Consider the following 17,454-nt stretch of genomic DNA (forward strand, 5'->3'; position numbering starts at 1 on the left):
TAGATAAACGCCGAATTCCCCGCCCGATCGGAAAAGCGTGACTGGAACCATAAGGGTGCGGGCCAGTGCGAAAGCGTGAGACTGTGCGAGGGCAAGATCCTGTGCCATATGAGAAACCTCCGTCCGGAGCGGGCCGATCCCGCTCGATGGCTCCTCAGAGGACCAGGACAGGGCGCGATCACCGCGCGGGCGAAGACAAGCGGCGGCAGCTTGCTAGCCGACCCCGATAGTGGGTTGATCGACGGAGATCCGGGCATGGTCCAGGAAGCCATCAATAGAGAGCGGGATTGGCTTGCTTCGACTGCATTGAGGTGTCCGGCACAGATCATCCACGGAAACTGCCCAGCATTTTTTGCCAAGCATCTGTTTCTTCAGTCTCGAGATGAGCGGGAGTGGTCCTTCCTGACCAGACGGCAACTCTTGAGGACATCGAAGTCCACCGCGGCACGCAGTTTATAGGCGCGATTTCATTGGCGACCAAGTCGCTGGCTAGATGTCGACACTGAGTCCGGGTAAGAAGTTTTATGTATATAATATATAAATATCAGTTACTTAGCAAACTCGCATAACATATATTATGGAACTCCCGCGTGTCCTATTCCGGTTTCCAACTTCGGTTTTCCCTGTCGTTGCTGCCCTGATGCACGATGGGCGAAACGATACTCCGCAACTGCTTGCAATGGAGGCAGAACCGTCAGCACGTTCCTTCGGCGAGCCGTTTGTATCGAACAGCAGAGAATTACGGCTGCATATCTGCCCTGGAGGCTGCAACAGAGGCCGATCCCCTACCTTGTTCAGGGATCGTCCCGGTTGTAGCGGTTTTTCTCCACCTGACGCGTCAATACTACGGCAAGTGCGCCCGCAACCTCGACAATAGTTTTTGAAGGGTAAACGTTTCCCATGAATTTTTCAGTAATGTTTTCATACTACATTTGCCCAAACGCAATTGGGTAACGGCGGCGTAGATGATAACCTCTGGTTCTGAAGATCACTACAAGCGTGAATTGCGTCGTCCTTTTTGGAAATTACGTTTCACTCCCCCTCTTGAGGCGGAGTTTATCGCTGCCGCGGCAGATCGGCGGCTCAAGCACAACATGATATGTGTTGCAGCACTTATTGTGCTCTATGATATTGCCCTCATACCCGACTGGCTTCAGTCGCCTGAGACATTTGCTGCCAATGCCGTCTTGCGACTGACTATCTTCACCCCATTTTGCTTGGTATGTCTCGCCATTCTTAAACGAGGCGCACCACCGCTATTACAGGAGATCTTGTTAGGTCTCATTCTTGTGATGACGGTGCTTTTCGAAACGAGTCGCCTCGTCCAATCAGACTTTGATGCTGATGCCGCCATATACCAGCTGGGAGGCGGGCTTTGCTGCATGATGTTCGCAGCTGTTGTGATGAAGGCCAGATTTTCAACTACGTTGGTCGTTCTTCTGCTGATGTTTGTCTTGAAGGCAAATTTCATCTGGGTTGCGCCAGGCTCTATCGGAGCGGCTGGTCGAGCGATCATGATGCATGCTTTCGCAAGTGCTGTCATGATGCTCTTGCTTGCGGCCTTCCTCCTAGAGCGGGCCGAACGCGTGGGTTTCATCCAAGGGCTCAGAGCGAGCTTGCTGAACAGGGAGCTGGAAAAAGCCGCCAGCACAGATGGACTGACGGGGCTAGGAAACCGCCGATATCTGAGTGAGGTCACCAATAGTCTCTGGACCGATCAAGAGGGGCCAAACCTCGTATCCGTCGTACTGATCGATATCGACCATTTCAAACTTTTCAACGACCATTACGGCCATGTCGGTGGTGACGTCTGCCTGAGACGCGTTTCAGAATGCGTCAAAGCTGCGGCGACGCGACCCGATCAGATGGCCTTTCGTTATGGTGGCGAGGAGCTGCTATTGGTTCTGCCCGATACTGTGGAAGCCGATGCACGGGTATGCGCTGAACGGGTCAGGGAGCTGCTATCTCATGAGGCCATTCCACATCTAGGTCTGAACAGCGACGCATTGGTGACAATAAGTATCGGCATTGCGACTGCCGACCGTCGCGCGACGTCGTTGACGGATCTTATCGCCACGGCCGACAACGCGCTCTACAACGCAAAGCGCGCCGGCCGCGACCGCGTCTGGCCGCCGAGGAGGGAGACAGTTGAAAATGGTAGCGAAGCACTACCAGCCAAGCCGCAGATTTCATCAAAACCGCGAACGGTAAAAACGGGAACCCGTTGAAACTGCTTTGGAGCTGTAAGAATGTCATGTTGATCCGACAGGGAGCCAATCGTGATGAATTGGCCGACAGGCATTTGGCAACCTCGCTCGCAGCCGTCGCAGGGGCTTTGAACGCTGCCGCGTTTTATGCTGTCGGATTTTTCTCGGCCAATATGACAGGCAATGTCTCGTTGCTTTCGGACCACGTCGCGATCGGCGATTGGTTAGGTGCCGTCTTGTATTTCGGTATCGTGCTCGCCTTCATTTTAGGCGCCGCTTCCTGCACGTTGATCCTGAGAGTTTGCCAGCGCCGGACGTTCCAAGGCTCGCACGCCTTTCTCGTACTCCTGGAGGCCATGCTGGTGTTGCCTTTGGCCTGGATAGACATGATGCCGGCAACCCAGACGCGCGTCGCAATTCTGGTCGGAGGCCTTGCATTCATTATGGGACTCCAAAACGCCATCGTGACCCATATATCAGAGGCGCGGGTGCGCACCACGCATGTATCGGGCATGGCGACCGATCTTGGCATGGAAATCGCGGTTGCCTTGGATGGCTTACGGAGAGGTCGACACGATCAAGATAACGGGAAGAACAGCCGCAAAATCCTACTGCACGGCAGTACGATGATCGCCTTTCTTGCAGGCGGTATTTTGGGCGTCGTGGTCTACCGTCACATCGGAGCGTTGCTGTTTGCGGTCGTCTCTATCATTTTGGTCGCGATCGCCACGAACGGATTGAGACGGCTTGCAAGATAACCGGACAACCCTTGCCACAGTTAGCCGTAGCGTACGAGGCGCCTGAGGCTAGGCATCTTCTCCGGCGCGCGCTATCGCCACCACCAGAGACACGATTTTTTGCTTGATCGGACCATCGACGCGTGCAAATGCGGTATTTAGCATCCGCCCCTCGATCGTCGTCAAAAAACCAACGAGCTCATCGCTGCCCGCTGGGACGGACGAAAGCGCATTCGGTTGGTCCGGCTGCACTGGAAAAAAATACGACACTGGAACGCCGAGGATTGTCGCAAGGTTCAACATCCGGCTGGCTCCGACACGATTGGTCCCTTTTTCATATTTCTGTATCTGTTGAAATGTGATGCCGAGACCCTGCCCCAATCTCTCCTGGCTCATTCCGATGGCGCGGCGGCGCAACCTGATCATTTCGCCGACGTGAATGTCGATCGGGCTCGCCCTTTTTACATTTTTGATCAACGTGTCCTCCGTCTCCGCTCATCCGTCTGAATGCAATCATTAATTGCTTCCGGCTTGTAGAGAATACTCCGTGGAAGTATACTCTACAAGCCGCTCTTACTCTTGCATGACGATAAGAGAGACATTTGCTCGAAACCTGAAAACGATGCGAAATGCCAAGGGGCTATCTCAGGAAGAGCTGGCTCATCTGGCGAAGCTCGATCGCACCTACATCAGCTCGCTCGAGCGATGCATCTATAGCCCGACCATCGATGTCGTCGACCAGATCGCCAACGTACTTGGGGCCACCGTTCCGGAAATGCTCACATAAGTCGCAAGGTGTTAAGTGCGGAATGCGTCGCCAACAGCTTTGGATTGTATGTACCGTGAGAACGCGAGAGCATCGAAATTCGGCAGATGATCTCGCCCGCATGGAGATCGTTGAGCGGGCTGGCAGTCGGCTGTAACGAAGGCTTGGCCAGCTGTGAGTTGCTGAGGAGTGCGATTGTTTGCTGCGTCTCCTGGTACAAAGCCTCAAGCGGCCGAACTACGCGATTGCTCCCAAGTCGCATCCGTTGAAGAGGTATCAGACGACTGTTTTACGTCGGCTGCAGCGGGACCCTGAATGAGCATTGTCGCAGCCTCATATGTCAACGGCCTGCTGTAGAGATAACCTTGGCCCAGCCGACAACCCATTTCGAGCAAGGTCTGTTGCTGGGTAAAGCTTTCCACACCCTCCGCCGTCGTTTCGAGCTGAAGTGCGTCGGCCAGCTGGGTGATTGTCCTTAGGATCGACATTGCCGCGACATCTGGCTCATGGTCGATCGGCGTCACGAAAGAGCGATCGATTTTGAGCTTGGTGAAGGGAAATCTGCGCAAATAGGCCAGCGATGAATAGCCGGTACCGAAATCGTCCAAGGCGACCTTGATCTCCCGTTTGCGCAACGCCTGCAACAAGGGCAAGATGGCTGTGTCGTCCTGCATGATCGTCGATTCAGTCAATTCCACTTCCAGTCTGGAAGGTGCAACACCGGTCGCGGCAAGCGTTTCGTCGATCATCGACAAGACATCAGATCGCTCGATCTGAACCCCCGAGAGGTTTACACCGATCATGAGGTGCTGTGGCCAAGTCACGGCGTCTCGACACGCCTGCTCCATGATCCAGGCGCCGAGCGGAACGATCAACCCGCTTTCCTCGGCGAGCGAAATGAATTCGACCGGTCCGACAAGCCCGGCCCCCGGTCGTTTCCATCGCACCAAGGCCTCAAATCCGTTGAGTTTGCCGTCTGTCAGGCGGATTTGCGGTTGGTACATGAGGAAAAAATCGTCGGTCCCGATGCTCATGCGCAAATCGTTCAGCATGTCGTTCTTGTATTTTGCCCGCGCGCCCATCTCGGCCTGATAGCAACGAATCGTGTTGCGTCCGGCTTCCTTGGCCGCATAAAGCGCCATATCGCAGACCTGCATCAATCCCTGATCAGTATCAGCGTCAGTTGGCGAGAACCCGACACCGATACTCGCATAGATTTGCAGCACGTTGCCTTCATATGTCCAAGGTGCCGCCAACGCAGCGCGGCAGCGATCGCCGAACTCTTGTATTGCAACGGCATCCACATGGTCATGGACCAGCCAGGCGAATTCGTCGCCACCCAAACGGGCCAGCAGGCCTTGACCCTGCGTGACAAGGCTCAGACGTTGGGCAACCATCTGAAGCACGGCGTCACCGGCAACATGCCCGAGCGTATCGTTGATGCCCTTGAAATTGTCGAGATCGAATAGAAAGAGCGTGCTCAGAGGCGCGGTCCCGTCATTTCTTGCGAACCTCTTCTTCAGATCAGCCTGGAAACGATATCGGTTGGCAAGGCCTGTAAGCGAGTCGACATTGCCAAGTCGCGTCATCTCGAGGTCATGAGTGCGAGCTTCGGTTATATCTGTGCCGAGACCGCGCCAACTGGCGATAAAGCCATTCTTGTCCAGCAACGGCTTGGCTTTGAGAGACCACCAACGAATCTCCTCGCCATGTTTCGACGATATGACGAAATCTGAAAAAACCTGACCCGCGTTCAGTATCTGATCGAATCGTGACCGCTGATCATAGCATTCCTGTGTGATCAGGCTATTGCCACCGCAAAGCGCTGCCAAGAGCGTTTCGCCCTTGAGCTGTTTGTGCGATTTTCCGACGATTTCCAAAAGCCGGGGAGATACGCGCAATATGCGTCCTTTCGCATCGATCTCGAACAGCCAATCGGAAGAATTTTTTTCAAAATCGTCGAGAAGAAGTCCGAGAATTTGCCGTTGCTTGTCGATCTCTATCTCCGCATGGACACCTGCCGCGAAATGGCGGGCATTGACCAGAATAGCCGTCGTCAGAAAGCCGACGAAGGCCGCAACCAGCGGCAACATCACCCAATATTGTGCGAAATGCTGAGTCGCTAGTGATAAAAGCACCATAGCGCTGAATGGAAAGACCCACAGCATCGCCACGATCGGGATTGCCGAAAACAGCCAGGCGCCGCAAGCGACGGACGCGGCAAAGCATCCCAGTATGATTGCCCGGCCCGCACCATCGACCGTGTCGAAAAGATCCATCGAGAGAAGACCATAGGCAATCGAGCACAGACCGATTTCAATGGCGACGGTCGCGATCATTCGGCTCGAATAGCGCACCGGATATCGCCCTGTTCTGTGCAACATGAATATCGTCAAATTGACGCTGGTCGCACTGACCAGAATGAACAGGCATACCATCACAAGGAGATTGTCGACGATCGGCCAGTTCAGGAACACAACCAGACCCGAGAGCGAGAAGGTCGCCGCCGCTGGCAGAGGGCTGATCTTGATGTAGTTCTCAAGTTGACGTTCACGGCAGATCGCCACAAGCGGCTTTGCCTCCTCCCCTTCTCCAAGACTGGCGCTCAGCTCGGCGGAGGAGAATTTGTTCGCAGGATCTTTGATATGCATTCGAGAATTTCCAAGGGTTCAGGACCGGCGGATGGCCGTTTGAGGGAGCCTGACGACCTTCAGGCGAGGAAATGAAGTCATCAGACTCTATCGTACTGGTTTCCGATATATGCGAAATCTCTTGCAAAAGTGCTCTCGCAAATGGTTAGTCAAAACTAAAATCGTATAGTCGAACTGTATACTCAGATCCTTGTCGCATCAGGAGATAATTTGACAAAAATCAAAAAGAATACGCGGAACAATGCAGAATATTTTCTAAATTAAAACATGGCTATATTTACATTCCTCCACCCCGTGGATAACTACATAACGATGTTCATAGGATATTCTGCCAGTCGCTCTCCCGATCTCGCACATGATGTCGCCGAGATGGCCGGCACCGCAAGCTACACGCGGTTCCAGCGCCTCTGCCTCCAATGGTGGTCAAGGGCAATCCCGACAGCGTGCTTGTGTTGACTTTGCCAGGCTGCAAATCATGGTCGGGTGTCTCGAGAGATAACCATTGCGGTCGGCGAGAAAGCTTTGGAACGGGAAGGTCCTTGAAACGGTGATCGTCGCTATATGACGCTCCTCTCCGGGCCGTAATTCCGGTGATTGGCGGCGATCTCTGCCAGCCCGCTCTCCTCTTTGCTGTCGGGGTCCGTCGTTCGTTGCAGCGGTAGAAGGACGTTGACCGGCGTCAAGGACAGTTCTGGCGAGCGGACTTACTCTCGACATAAAAAGAGAGGTCAGACCATGCTAACAGTGCGAACCATTATGAGTTCAGACCCGATTGCAGTCGGGCCAAGTGCAAAAATCTGGGAAGCGGCCAACGTTATGTTGGATTGCGGGTTCAGCGGGTTGCCGGTGGTCGATGATCACGAACACGTGGTCGGAGTGATCAGCGAAAGCGATTTCCTGCGGCGCGGTGAATTAAGGACGGAAACTGCGCAAGCGTTCTGGCGTACTCTGTTTTCGTCACGCGGTGCTTTGGCCGAGGATTACGCAAAAGCTTTTGGCAAAGAGGTTGGCGAGGTCATGACCTCGCCGGCGGTAGTCGTAGAGCCAGGAATGACGGTGAAGGCTGCGGCTGCCCTGATGGCCGATAGCGGCATAAAGCGCTTGCCCGTCGTCGAGAATGACAGGATTGTCGGCATCGTCACGCGCTCCGACATCATGCGCACCTTGATCAAGCAGATGGCTGCAACGGCGATGAACAGGATCGACGCGGACATTAAAGGCGGACTTGAGGCTGAACTCGCCAGACAACGCTGGGGCGACACTATCACCGTGAGTGTCGATGCTACTGTTGTCACGCTGGAAGGCAGAGTATTGGATGCACGGGAAAAAAATGCTGCGCGGGTCGCGGCCGAGAATACCATTGGCGTCACAAAGGTTATGGATCGGATTCTCATAGTCGGATTCCCGGAAATGCCGGTCTCGCCACCGGGATTTTGATCTGATCGGCACCGGGACAGCAGATCGCGAATAGACAACCATAAAAAGATATCTGGGAACCGAGCAAATGCAGTTGTCGGCTGCTATCGGTCCGAGTCCCGGAGCTACCCACCCCCTGCATGATGGGCGGGCGGCGACCGACCTGAACACGTCGCGATGTGCCTTTTATCCTGCCACGCGGCGTTCCGTCTGACGGCTGTCGCTACGACCCCGCACACGCAGAGGCTGATATCAACGGCAATGTTGATCTGCGTCACTGCGGATATCTTCCAAGCCACTATTCTATGGGAAACAGAGGAGGATGCCATGCCGCTGAAACTGAAATCTGGATTCTTGATGTCGTCGGGAGACGAGGGCCGGCTGGTAATGGATTCGGGCATCGGAGACCAGATCGTGATCATTACGCGCGATGCGCTTGAGGTCGTTGCCGAGCCGGCGCGCGTCGATGAGTTCAGGCTGCAGGAATACATCGAGGTCTTCAGCCGGATCGCCAGTGCAAAGTTCGATCAGAACGTGCTCAATGCCAGTGGGCACGTCTGCGTGACGTCGGAGGATGTCCGAATCTGGCATGCTGCCTTCCACCCGATCTGAGCGGCGTCATTCGCGCGAGATGCAAGGCATGCTGGGCTGGGCCGCTTCGCGGCTCAATCGGACATCGCGCGTGCATTTGTTCCATTGCGAGGATCCGAGCCTTGATCTATCATGAGTCGCAAGAGCGGCCTTGGCTTCAAGATGTGGTCGCTTTTCAGCTCACTAAACTGTCTGAACCGAGGGGAATTCCAGGCGGAAACCGCGCATTGCGCCTTGCGCCAACGTTTCTGGGACGCGCGCGATTTCGGCATAGGCTTGCCAATTCTTGGCAGCGACGATGACATCCTCCAAGATGGAGTTGATGCGGCTTTTCTTGAGATCGGCAAATTGTCCGAAGGCGACCAGATCCGCTTTCCCGAAACCGGTCGTCTTGCCGTTGAGTGACATCTGGTGCTGGCTCGTCCATTCCCCTTCAGGATTATAGGCATAGGCAACGTCAAAGGCTGGTGAGAGCGACCAGCGCCCGGAGCGATCCATCAGAAAGGCGATATTCTTCACGTGGTCATCCTGGTTGCGGATCACGATATTGAGAAAGGCTCGTCGGACCTGCTGTTCGAGCGCCGATTGGTCGAAACCTAGCAGCCTCATGGTTTCTATCGCCTGTTCATAAGAATAGGCGCGCGGGATATTGAAGTCGAAATGACGCATCGCGCCGAGCGACAACATGTGAAGCTTGTCGCCGCGGCCGGTTCGATCAAATCTTTTGGTCATGAAATGGGCTCGACCGCCTTCCTCATGTAGCCGGCACGGCGCCATTGTCACGCCAGCGTCCTGCGCCAGCAGATAGCAGGCATATTCGAGCCGGCCGAAGCCGTTGGGATCTGCCAGTTCCTTGTCGGAATTTCCGGCAACACCGTCAAACTTCATCAGCCAATGTTCAAACCCCGATCCGGGCATCGTCTGGCCGGAGCGAAATTCTCCCGTTTGCGGATTCCAGGCAAGCACCGCTTTTGCGCGCGCACCGCCAGCGGATGTGCCAATGCGCAAGATTTCGCGCAGCGCCTCGGCATCGTCCTCTCCAGCCAGGACCCCCGACAACTTCAATCGATCGCTGACGACCGCCGAAGCGAGATCGACCATTGCGGCGATGTCGAGTTGGGCGCCAGCCGGACCAAGACCTGCGGCGGATGGTTCAAATTCCAACGCCCCCATGCCGCGGCTTCCAGTGTAGCAGAGCCTTTCGACCGGGTTCATACTGTCGGCGGGCCGCCCCTGCTGCGCCAGCCAGCGGTTGATCAGCAAGTTGCCGAACTTGTCAGGCAGACTGTCGGACAACAGGCCTGGCAAGCCCTTGAAAGTTCGCCAGGCAAGCTCGGGAAAGTCGAAAACACCTGACCTTAACGGCATCGCAAGTGGAGCAACCTCGATACCGGATCGGAGGAAGTTGCGCGCATATTCGAACACGCCGAGACTGCGTGTTTCGTCCCAGACGACGGCACCGATGTTGCTGCCCCATAATTTGACTTGAGCACGTTTCATCGTTCCTGGCCTCGGAAGGTGTCGTCACCCCAGGACCAAGGCTCGTCAGCCTCCCCTTCCTCTTCCGTACTGCGCACTCTCTGGCGCGGTTTTCCCTCCGCCGATCTCGCGTCAAGCGGACTCAAGCTTGCATCGGGAACGACATTGAAGATGCGCTCCTCCAGACCGTAGGCGCGCAGAACGCGCACCAAGGTATCGAGCGTCGCACCTTTGCCGCTTTCGAGCTTGCTTACGGTCATGCGCGAGAGGCCCGCAAGCTTTGCGACATCTTCCTGCTTCAGGTTGCGGGAGATCCGGTACTGCTCCAGCCGCATCCCCAAAGTATCCAGAACGACCTTAAGCGGCTTGCTTTGGACATGGTCACTATGCATATAAATATTATCCTTAAGCCCTCTGTGCGCCATAAGGATCGCATTTCATATCTTAAAGTCCAGATATTTATTATGATTACAATTATTATCTTTAAATCGCATTTGCGCCATAATGATCAAATCAACGATCTTAAAAATGCGAAATTGCGGCGCAACGGTTTAGAAACCTTTCGGTCCTAAAATTGGGGCAGGACGCCGCCTTGTCGAGCGATTCAGCGGAAATGGAAAAGGGATGACGATAAAAAGCTGCGCAGTTCCATGACCGGAGCGACGTTTCTGCTCATGGTGAACTTTTCGATTGGCGTTGCGTTTGCAATTGCATTTCAGTCGATGAGCGGTCGTTCCTCGAAAGACCTGGCCCATTGGTGCTCCGCAGGCTTCCTGTGCGCATCGGTGACCGTAACGGTGGAGGGATTCGCATGGCTCATTCCCTGGGACCGGGCCACGACGTTCCTGTCATTTGCATTCTTCCAGTCAGCCTTGACCACGATTACCATCGGCACGGTTCGTCACTACCAACAGCGCGCCCGTGCCGAAATGCTCGTCCTGCCGCTCATCCTGTTTGTCGCGCTGCAGCCCCTTGTTCTTTATGACCTGCCTCGCGACTCCCTCCTGCACGCTATCGGTTATCAGGCACCTTCGGTCATCATGACCGCATTGGCAGCAGCAGCGATATGGTCGAGACGACGTCGTCGGACCGCCGACCTCTTGCTCGCAACGATCCTTGGGCTGTCGAGCACGCAATTTGCGATGAAAGCCGCCTTGGCCTACCAGATCAGCACGGGCGCGGGCGTGCGCTCCTATATCGTCAGCACCTATGCCTACTACTCCCAGACGGCAGGCGCCATCCTGTCGCTCCTGCTGGGACTGACGATATTCGGGGTCATCGTGACGGAATTGATGGCAGACGCTTGCATCGACGCGCAGCAGGATTCGCTGTCGGACACCCTCAATCGCAAGGGCTTTCTGAGCCAGGGACGTACAATACTCGCTTGCGCACTGCCTGGCATCCCGCAGTGTGTGATCATGGCGGATCTGGATCACTTCAAGTCGATCAACGATCGTTTTGGGCATGCTGCCGGCGATGAAGTGATCGCGACCTTCGGATCGTTGTCGAGACAGTTATGCGGGGAAAAGGGCATTTGCGGCCGTATCGGCGGCGAAGAATTTGCCATGCTGTTGAGCCCTTGCGACGAACTCCAGGCGATATTGCTGGTCAAGACGCTACGCTCGGCCCTCACCCAACAAAGCTATCGTCTCGTCCCGGAAGCAACATCGATCAGCGCCAGCTTCGGAATCGCTCAGACAGGGCATAGCGAAACGCTCGAGGACACGATGCGACGCGCGGACCTTGCGCTTTACGAGGCCAAGATGAACGGGCGCGACTGTTACAAACTTGCTCCGGCGGCTGGAGCGGGAAAAGACGACCAAACCGCCATCGCAAACATCGCCTAGGCGTCTGACGACATTTTGCCCTGTTCGAAGAGGCGAGCCACGGAATCCACCGCTGTTTCCTGGGCAAGCTCGAATATCATTCCACGAAACCAGATCAGTGCCGGATCCGCTTCGGTTCGCCTGTGCCATGCCAGGCAATAGGAAAAGCGCGGCACCGCCAAAGGCAGTTCGAAACCCACCAGCCCGCGATCACGGGCGTTGCTGACAAGCCTTGAGGGCAGCGAGCTGATCAGGTCGCTGGCAAGCAAAGAGGCGATGTTGGCCGAGAAGCTGTGGGTCGATACCGTCACATTGCGTGTCCGCCCGATTTCTTCGAGCGCCACGTCGATCTGACTGCGGCCCGGTTCTTTCATCGAAACGACGATATGCGGATAAGCAAGGTAATCGTCCAATGTGACCTGACCCCGCCGCGCCTTATCCGCCAAGGGATGCGTTTCTCCAACGACGCCGATCAGTTGCTCGCGAAACAGCGACCGCGTCTGCCAAGGAGCCGGCGGCACGGCACTTCCCCAGAAGCTACAATCGACCGCACCGGTCTCCATCTCGCCCAAAGTCGTGCCGCCAAAGGGCATCACCTCGAGAATCGCCTTTGGCGCGCGGTTGCGGAGCATGGGAATGATACGCGGAATAAGGGTAGCGATGGAATATTCGCTCGCGGCCAACCGAAATGTCCTGGGATCCTCGAGCGGATTGTAGCTGCCGTCGGCAAAGATCGTATCGGCAGCCCGAAGGATATCTCTAACCGGTTCCATCATTGCAACCGCTCTCGGCGTCGGCAGCAAACCGTTCCGACCGCGCAAAAAAAGCGGATCTCCGATACGGTCTCTCAGGCGGTTCAAAGCGTGGCTGACAGCGGGCTGGCTAAGCGCCAGGCGTTCCGCTGCGCGGGTGATCGACCGCGTTTCGGCAACGGCTTCGAAAACAGCCAGCAGACCCAATTCATTCCTATTATTCATTTTCTGCATAGGCCCTCGAAAATCATTTCATTTCATCGAGTACATCGAATCGGCAAGATCACCGAAGGGGCATATTCGGGACCATAGCAGGATGAAACGACACGAAATACCGGAGTTTGTTGCGGCGATCATTGCGGCAGGTAGTAATATTTGTGCAATCGGTTCGGCGCATTACTGCCTGGGGGACGACGAAGACGTTTCCGATGAAGTCAGGCGAAACGTCAACGAGGTTATCGAACGCTTTGGCGATCGTAGCCATTTGCTCCTGGACATCGCCCAATATCTGCAATTGCGCGGACGCTGCATCGATGTTCCTGACCCTGATTGCTCGATGCTTTTCGCGGGCACGCCCATGTCCAGCAATCATCCCGAACTCATGGCCACAGGCGAATAGTCCGAAGATTTTCGCCTGTTTTCCACTCTCAACCCTTAGTCTTGCAGCTACGCCGCGCGTGCGACATCGTGTCCCGCCCTGCCGCGGTTGCTTCCGGCCAGGTCCGCGTCCGACCCCGGTTCACGGCGGGCGGCGCGGCGGTTGAGCTTGAAGCGACCGACAAGCGCAGCAAGAAGATTAGCGCCTTCCGACAATGTGAAGCTTATAGCTGTCGTTTCCTGAACCATCGAAGCATTCTGCTGTGTCATCTGGTCAATATCATTTACGGCAGCACTGATCTGCTGCAATCCGACCGACTGCTCAGCAGCAGCGGTGGCGATCGCATCGACATTGCTGTCGATCGCAGCCACGAAGCCTTCGATCTGATCCAGCGATGCCCCCGTCTCGCCAACGAGCCGAACTCCGGCCGACACCGCGACCACTGAGTTCGATATCAGCGACTTGATCTCCTTGGCAGCACGGGCCGACCGTTGCGCAAGTTCGCGAACCTCCTGGGCGACGACGGCAAACCCCTTGCCGGCTTCGCCAGCGCGGGCGGCCTCGACGCCTGCGTTCAGCGCCAGCAGGTTGGTCTGGAAGGCGATCTCGTCGATGGCGCCGATGATTTGATTGATTTCCTCCGACGCTGTCTCGATGCGACGCATGGCATCGACTGTTTCACGCACGACGTCTCCCGATGCGACCGCACATTTCTTCGCGTCGATTACCAGGCGCCGCGTTTCCTGGGTGCGCTCCGACGACGCCTTGACCGTCGCCGTCACCTGCTCGAGGGCAGCAGATGTCTGCTCAAGCGCGGCCGCCTGCTGTTCCGTGCGCTTCGCCAGATTGTCCGCTGCGGTATGCATCTCCTGGCCATTCGCCTGAAGTGCACCGGTTTGCGCCAGCACCTGCTCCAGAGTCGCTTGGAAAGTCGCAATGGAGTTGTTGAAATCCAGCCGCAAGCGTTCGAAATCGCCTGGGAAGGGCTCATCCAGCGTCAGGCGAATGTTGCATTCAGCAAGCCTGGCAAGGCCCGCCCCCAGTTCCGAGACGACGAGATCGAGATTGCCGGCATGAATTGCCTGGAGGCGCTCGGCCTCGGCTCGTTCCTGGTCCAGAAGAGCGCGTTGCGCATCCGTTTCTGCGAGCCGCAATTGCACCCTGTCATTGACGGAGTCGCGCAGCGCACCGAGTGTTCTCGCCATCTGCCCGACCTCGTCTCGCCGGTCGACGTCGGGGATTTTACCGGCAAAATCTTCGGCGGCGATACGGTTCATCGCTTCGCGAAGCCGCGCCAGCGGGCGAATTACCGAGCGAATGATCGTAAATGCACCGGCCAGCATCACGATCGCCCCGACAATCGCGATTATCATGGCGCTGCGTGCCGTCTGCCAGAATTTTGCATCGAGATCATCGAGGTAGACGCCGTTTCCAACCACCCAGCCCCAAGGTTCGAACAAGGCGACATGCGAGAGCTTGCGAACCGGTTCCTTCACGCCCGGTTTCGGCCAGATATAGTCGACGAATCCGGAACGCTTCGCCTGGGCGGTCTTCACGAACTCGACAAAGAGTGCCTTGCCATTCGGATCCTTCATGTCTGTGACGTCCTGGCCGTTGAGCTCCGGCTTGATCGGATGCATGAGGACGACCTGCTTGAGATCGTTGACCCACAGATACCCACTTTCGCCATATCTGATCTTTCCGAGTTCATCGAGAGCGCTGCGCTGAGCCTCTGCGCGCGATAATGCGCCGGAAGTCTCCAGGGAATATTTTTGTTCAATGAGCGACAGCGCGACTTCATCGACGGTCAGCAAAAGAGACCTCCGCTCATCTTCCAGGCCGGACGCCGTGTCGCGCAACGTGAAGATCATCACACCCGCGACCAGGAGGAGCGACAAACCTATAAGCAGATAAAGGCGGGTAGCGATACCGAAAAGCGACATTCAAAGCTCCAAGGCCATGCGGAAATAAAGCGGAACGAAACGACAAAGCGACGCGGCGCGGCGACCCGACCAGCGCGTTGAAGTTCAACGTGGGGATGACCGAAAAGCCAGATATCGGCCTGGAAGTCATGTTCCGAAAAATAGGATAGAAAGATTAAAAACTGATAAATACACCGGCTAGCCCCGACCAAAATGGTCTATATTTCAGGCAGATGCCGAAACAAAGCGCATTCTCTGGAAGTTCGGCGTTTGGAAAGCCGTTGGTCCCAAGCCGCACAAGCGTGAGCGCTCGGGGGAAGAGGCAAGAGCCTAATTCCCTTCTATAGGCATCCAAGGAAAAATGATCAGTGGTTAGCTGACGTTGGTGTCGGCGCCAGAGCTTAGGTGTCGGTTGATGTCGCGATCCAGCACCGTCTTTTCCGAAATGTCCGCAATCTTCTCCAACATCTGGGTTATTTCGGACGTATCGAAATCACCGACCGACGGCATCGAAGAGAAGCCGTCCGCGATAGCTTGAGCAGTTCCTCCCAGCATCGCGCTTGTGCGCAGCGCCGCCAGTCGGGGATCTCGCTGAAGAAGACAAATCTCGGCGAATGCGGCGGCGCATACCGCCTGCAATGCGAGAATCTGATTACCCATGACGTGGTTGCGGACGACCAATCGATCCACGACTGCGACTAGATTCTCGTCCATTTCCGTTCCTCGGCAGATCGTTGCGTCACACATGCAGGAAATTTTGACAACCTAAAGCGCGCTCAGAATTCCTGCCAGTTGTCGACCGCGCGTGCCGCACCGAACTGTTTTGCGACAGTGGCCATCAACCGGCGCGCTGGTGAGCGTTGAACGTCAGTTGGTTTTTCGGGCCGGCGGGTATTGTCAACCTTGAAACCTGAGACAAGTTGACCAAGACGCACAGCTTCAGCCGACATCTTCATGGTTGCGGCGGACGTTTCCTCGACCATCGCGGCATTTTGCTGCGTGATCAGGTCCATATTGCTGACAGCCGTATTGATCTCGGCGATCCCGGAAGCCTGTTCCTTCGCCGACTGCACAATCGTGCTCATGTGCTCGTGGATTGTCTGGACCTGCCCGCCGATGGTGCGAAGGATTTTTCCGGTATCGTTGACCAGTGCAACGCCGCGGGAAACGTCGGTCGAAGACTTGCCGATCAACTCCCTTATTTCCTTGGCAGCCACCGCCGAGCGTTGCGCCAATTCGCGAACCTCCTGGGCGACAACTGCAAAACCCTTTCCTTGATCACCTGCGCGCGCTGCTTCGACCCCCGCGTTCAGCGCCAACAGATTGGTCTGGAAGGCGATCTCGTCGATCGTACCGATGATCTGCGTCATGCGTTGGGAAGATCCTTCGATCTCGCTCATCGCCTTGACGGCTTCCTCCACGATGACGCCGGACTGGGCAGCTTCGGTGGCCGACTGCAGGACAACCTTCTGGATGTCGTCGGTGCGTGACTGAGCCAGCCGCGAAATCGTCGCAATCTGCTCAAGTGCAGCTGCGGTCTCCTCAAGCGCTGATGCCTGTGTTTCTGTTCGCTTGGCCATGTCGTCCGTCGCGGAAGAGATTTCATTCGACTGCATCGAGACCGTTTCGACGGAATCACTGATCTGTGCCAGCGCGGCGCCAAGGCTGCCGATCGAAGTGTTGTAATTGTTCTTAAGGCTCTGGAAGTCGGACGACATGTCCTGGCGTAGCGGAGCGGTCAGGTCGCCTGCCGCCAGCGCGTTGAGTGCGCTGTCGAGCGCGGAAATGACATTGTCCTGCTCTTCCTTGAGATGTTTCTGGGTTTCTTCGGCTTGCTTGCGCTGGGTATCGAGCACATCGAGATAGACGGAGATCGCGTAGTCCATGTCGACCAGCGCCGCCTTGACGACTGAAGAAATGTCATCGCCGAGCTTCTTGGCTTTGCGTCGGTGCAACAGACCCGAGAGTTCCTGATCGACCACGGATCGCACGATGGATTCGAGGATGAGTGCATAGCCGCCAATATACCAACGTGGTTCAAGTCCCAGCCTGGCATGGGTGCGGCCGACGGTGGAAACCGCCTCGACATAGCTGTCGTCGAAGGTTGCAGCGGCAATCCTTTTCCAGTGATCGATCTGCCGGCTCTTGGCATGCTGGATATGGGCCTCGTTGGCGAAAAAATGTGCGGTATCGGGATGGACACGCGCCTTCTTGTAAAATGTGTCGAGGGCGCCATCCAGCGACCCGCCGATCGTCGGTGAGAGGGCGGCTAGCGAACGCCGTTGGTCCACATCGAGGCCAACAAAATCGAGGCGTTCATTCAGTTGCCGCTGTGCGCTATGGTTCGACATCGAGTTGCCTTAAAGCGGGATCGCTCGTCCCGCGGTATGCTTGATAGGAAGCTAAGATTGCGCGCGTGCCTATCAAGCATGACTCGAACGCGTCCGTGGGCGATTTCGTACGTCCTAATATTAGGGCTCAAAGGTTAACGCGCCACTAATATAGAGAG

At 56.0% G+C, this 17,454-nt stretch carries 15 protein-coding genes; 7 read left to right on the forward strand and 8 right to left on the reverse strand.

Annotated elements, in window-relative coordinates:
• The first annotated feature begins 965 nt into the window (after nt 1-965).
• Both GVK95_RS21125 and GVK95_RS21130 read left to right on the forward strand, forming a co-directional pair.
• Nucleotides 966-2,228, forward strand: a complete 1,263-nt coding sequence (locus GVK95_RS21125) for a GGDEF domain-containing protein (RefSeq protein ID WP_159952663.1) — start codon at nt 966-968, stop codon at nt 2,226-2,228.
• The gene (locus GVK95_RS21130) at nt 2,225-2,965 is read left to right on the forward strand and encodes a YoaK family protein (RefSeq protein WP_244618850.1); all 741 of its coding nucleotides are present in this window, start codon (nt 2,225-2,227) and stop codon (nt 2,963-2,965) included. Before GVK95_RS21125 ends, GVK95_RS21130 begins: the two co-directional genes overlap by 4 nt.
• Before the next feature lie 48 nt (nt 2,966-3,013).
• On the opposite strand, the gene GVK95_RS21135 is transcribed toward GVK95_RS21130, so the two are convergent.
• On the reverse strand, nt 3,014-3,421 hold the full coding sequence (locus GVK95_RS21135; protein WP_159952664.1) for a helix-turn-helix transcriptional regulator: 408 nt from the start codon (nt 3,419-3,421) through the stop codon (nt 3,014-3,016).
• 106 nt (nt 3,422-3,527) lie between these two features.
• On the opposite strand from GVK95_RS21135, the gene GVK95_RS21140 reads away from it, so the two are divergent.
• On the forward strand, nt 3,528-3,731 hold the full coding sequence (locus tag GVK95_RS21140; RefSeq protein ID WP_159952665.1) for a helix-turn-helix transcriptional regulator: 204 nt from the start codon (nt 3,528-3,530) through the stop codon (nt 3,729-3,731).
• 203 nt (nt 3,732-3,934) lie between these two features.
• Here the strand turns inward: GVK95_RS21140 and GVK95_RS21145 are convergent, their stop codons facing one another.
• A complete protein-coding gene (locus GVK95_RS21145; RefSeq protein ID WP_159952666.1) occupies nt 3,935-6,361 on the reverse strand; it encodes an EAL domain-containing protein in 2,427 nt (808 codons plus the stop codon).
• Between the two features lie 756 nt (nt 6,362-7,117).
• Between GVK95_RS21145 and GVK95_RS21150 the strand changes: the two genes are divergently transcribed.
• Together GVK95_RS21150 and GVK95_RS21155 are read left to right on the forward strand one after the other, a co-directional pair.
• Complete coding sequence (locus GVK95_RS21150) at nt 7,118-7,798, forward strand: CBS domain-containing protein (protein ID WP_159952667.1); 681 nt, start codon at nt 7,118-7,120, stop codon at nt 7,796-7,798.
• Between the two features lie 306 nt (nt 7,799-8,104).
• Nucleotides 8,105-8,389, forward strand: a complete 285-nt coding sequence (locus GVK95_RS21155) for a hypothetical protein (protein WP_159952668.1) — start codon at nt 8,105-8,107, stop codon at nt 8,387-8,389.
• A 162-nt stretch (nt 8,390-8,551) separates the two neighbouring features.
• On the opposite strand, the gene GVK95_RS21160 is transcribed toward GVK95_RS21155, so the two are convergent.
• Both GVK95_RS21160 and GVK95_RS21165 read right to left on the reverse strand, forming a co-directional pair.
• The gene (locus tag GVK95_RS21160) at nt 8,552-9,868 is read right to left on the reverse strand and encodes a type II toxin-antitoxin system HipA family toxin (protein ID WP_159952669.1); all 1,317 of its coding nucleotides are present in this window, start codon (nt 9,866-9,868) and stop codon (nt 8,552-8,554) included.
• A complete protein-coding gene (locus GVK95_RS21165; RefSeq protein WP_159952670.1) occupies nt 9,865-10,239 on the reverse strand; it encodes a helix-turn-helix transcriptional regulator in 375 nt (124 codons plus the stop codon). Before GVK95_RS21165 ends, GVK95_RS21160 begins: the two co-directional genes overlap by 4 nt.
• A 330-nt stretch (nt 10,240-10,569) precedes the next feature.
• Here GVK95_RS21165 and GVK95_RS21170 point away from each other — a divergent pair, with 330 nt between their 5' ends.
• Entirely contained in the window at nt 10,570-11,694 is a 1,125-nt protein-coding gene (locus GVK95_RS21170; protein WP_159952671.1) for a GGDEF domain-containing protein, read from the forward strand.
• On the opposite strand, the gene GVK95_RS21175 is transcribed toward GVK95_RS21170, so the two are convergent.
• Entirely contained in the window at nt 11,691-12,650 is a 960-nt protein-coding gene (locus tag GVK95_RS21175) for a LysR family transcriptional regulator (RefSeq protein ID WP_159952672.1), read from the reverse strand. The two genes, GVK95_RS21170 and GVK95_RS21175, sit on opposite strands and share 4 nt — an antisense overlap.
• Nucleotides 12,651-12,741: 91 nt before the next feature.
• Between GVK95_RS21175 and GVK95_RS21180 the strand changes: the two genes are divergently transcribed.
• Nucleotides 12,742-13,044: a hypothetical protein gene (locus GVK95_RS21180; protein ID WP_200844351.1), complete on the forward strand. Its 303-nt coding sequence runs from the start codon at nt 12,742-12,744 to the stop codon at nt 13,042-13,044.
• Between the two features lie 47 nt (nt 13,045-13,091).
• On the opposite strand, the gene GVK95_RS21185 is transcribed toward GVK95_RS21180, so the two are convergent.
• From GVK95_RS21185 to GVK95_RS21195, 3 genes are all read right to left on the reverse strand, one after another.
• Nucleotides 13,092-14,966, reverse strand: coding sequence for a methyl-accepting chemotaxis protein (locus GVK95_RS21185; RefSeq protein WP_159952673.1), 1,875 nt, complete (start codon nt 14,964-14,966; stop codon nt 13,092-13,094).
• 351 nt (nt 14,967-15,317) lie between these two features.
• Nucleotides 15,318-15,659 (reverse strand): hypothetical protein, encoded by a 342-nt coding sequence (locus GVK95_RS21190; protein ID WP_159952674.1) that lies wholly within the window; start codon nt 15,657-15,659, stop codon nt 15,318-15,320.
• Nucleotides 15,660-15,721: 62 nt separating this feature from the next.
• Nucleotides 15,722-17,296: a globin-coupled sensor protein gene (locus tag GVK95_RS21195; protein WP_159952675.1), complete on the reverse strand. Its 1,575-nt coding sequence runs from the start codon at nt 17,294-17,296 to the stop codon at nt 15,722-15,724.
• Nucleotides 17,297-17,454: the final 158 nt, after the last annotated feature.

It is taken from the genome of Rhizobium sp. 18065, from assembly GCF_902706095.1.
Classification (GTDB): domain Bacteria; phylum Pseudomonadota; class Alphaproteobacteria; order Rhizobiales; family Rhizobiaceae; genus Allorhizobium.

What these genes read in the sequence shown, in the direction of transcription:
- GVK95_RS21125 (WP_159952663.1), top strand. Translation starts at nt 966, where the DNA reads ATGATAACCTCTGGTTCTGAAGATCACTACAAGCGTGAATTGCGTCGT.
- GVK95_RS21140 (WP_159952665.1), top strand. Translation starts at nt 3,528, where the DNA reads ATGACGATAAGAGAGACATTTGCTCGAAACCTGAAAACGATGCGAAAT.
- GVK95_RS21145 (WP_159952666.1), bottom strand. Translation starts at nt 6,361, where the DNA reads ATGCATATCAAAGATCCTGCGAACAAATTCTCCTCCGCCGAGCTGAGC.
- GVK95_RS21150 (WP_159952667.1), top strand. Translation starts at nt 7,118, where the DNA reads ATGAGTTCAGACCCGATTGCAGTCGGGCCAAGTGCAAAAATCTGGGAA.
- GVK95_RS21155 (WP_159952668.1), top strand. Translation starts at nt 8,105, where the DNA reads ATGCCGCTGAAACTGAAATCTGGATTCTTGATGTCGTCGGGAGACGAG.
- GVK95_RS21160 (WP_159952669.1), bottom strand. Translation starts at nt 9,868, where the DNA reads ATGAAACGTGCTCAAGTCAAATTATGGGGCAGCAACATCGGTGCCGTC.
- GVK95_RS21165 (WP_159952670.1), bottom strand. Translation starts at nt 10,239, where the DNA reads ATGCATAGTGACCATGTCCAAAGCAAGCCGCTTAAGGTCGTTCTGGAT.
- GVK95_RS21170 (WP_159952671.1), top strand. Translation starts at nt 10,570, where the DNA reads ATGAGCGGTCGTTCCTCGAAAGACCTGGCCCATTGGTGCTCCGCAGGC.
- GVK95_RS21175 (WP_159952672.1), bottom strand. Translation starts at nt 12,650, where the DNA reads ATGAATAATAGGAATGAATTGGGTCTGCTGGCTGTTTTCGAAGCCGTT.
- GVK95_RS21180 (WP_200844351.1), top strand. Translation starts at nt 12,742, where the DNA reads ATGAAACGACACGAAATACCGGAGTTTGTTGCGGCGATCATTGCGGCA.
- GVK95_RS21185 (WP_159952673.1), bottom strand. Translation starts at nt 14,966, where the DNA reads ATGTCGCTTTTCGGTATCGCTACCCGCCTTTATCTGCTTATAGGTTTG.
- GVK95_RS21190 (WP_159952674.1), bottom strand. Translation starts at nt 15,659, where the DNA reads ATGGACGAGAATCTAGTCGCAGTCGTGGATCGATTGGTCGTCCGCAAC.
- GVK95_RS21195 (WP_159952675.1), bottom strand. Translation starts at nt 17,296, where the DNA reads ATGTCGAACCATAGCGCACAGCGGCAACTGAATGAACGCCTCGATTTT.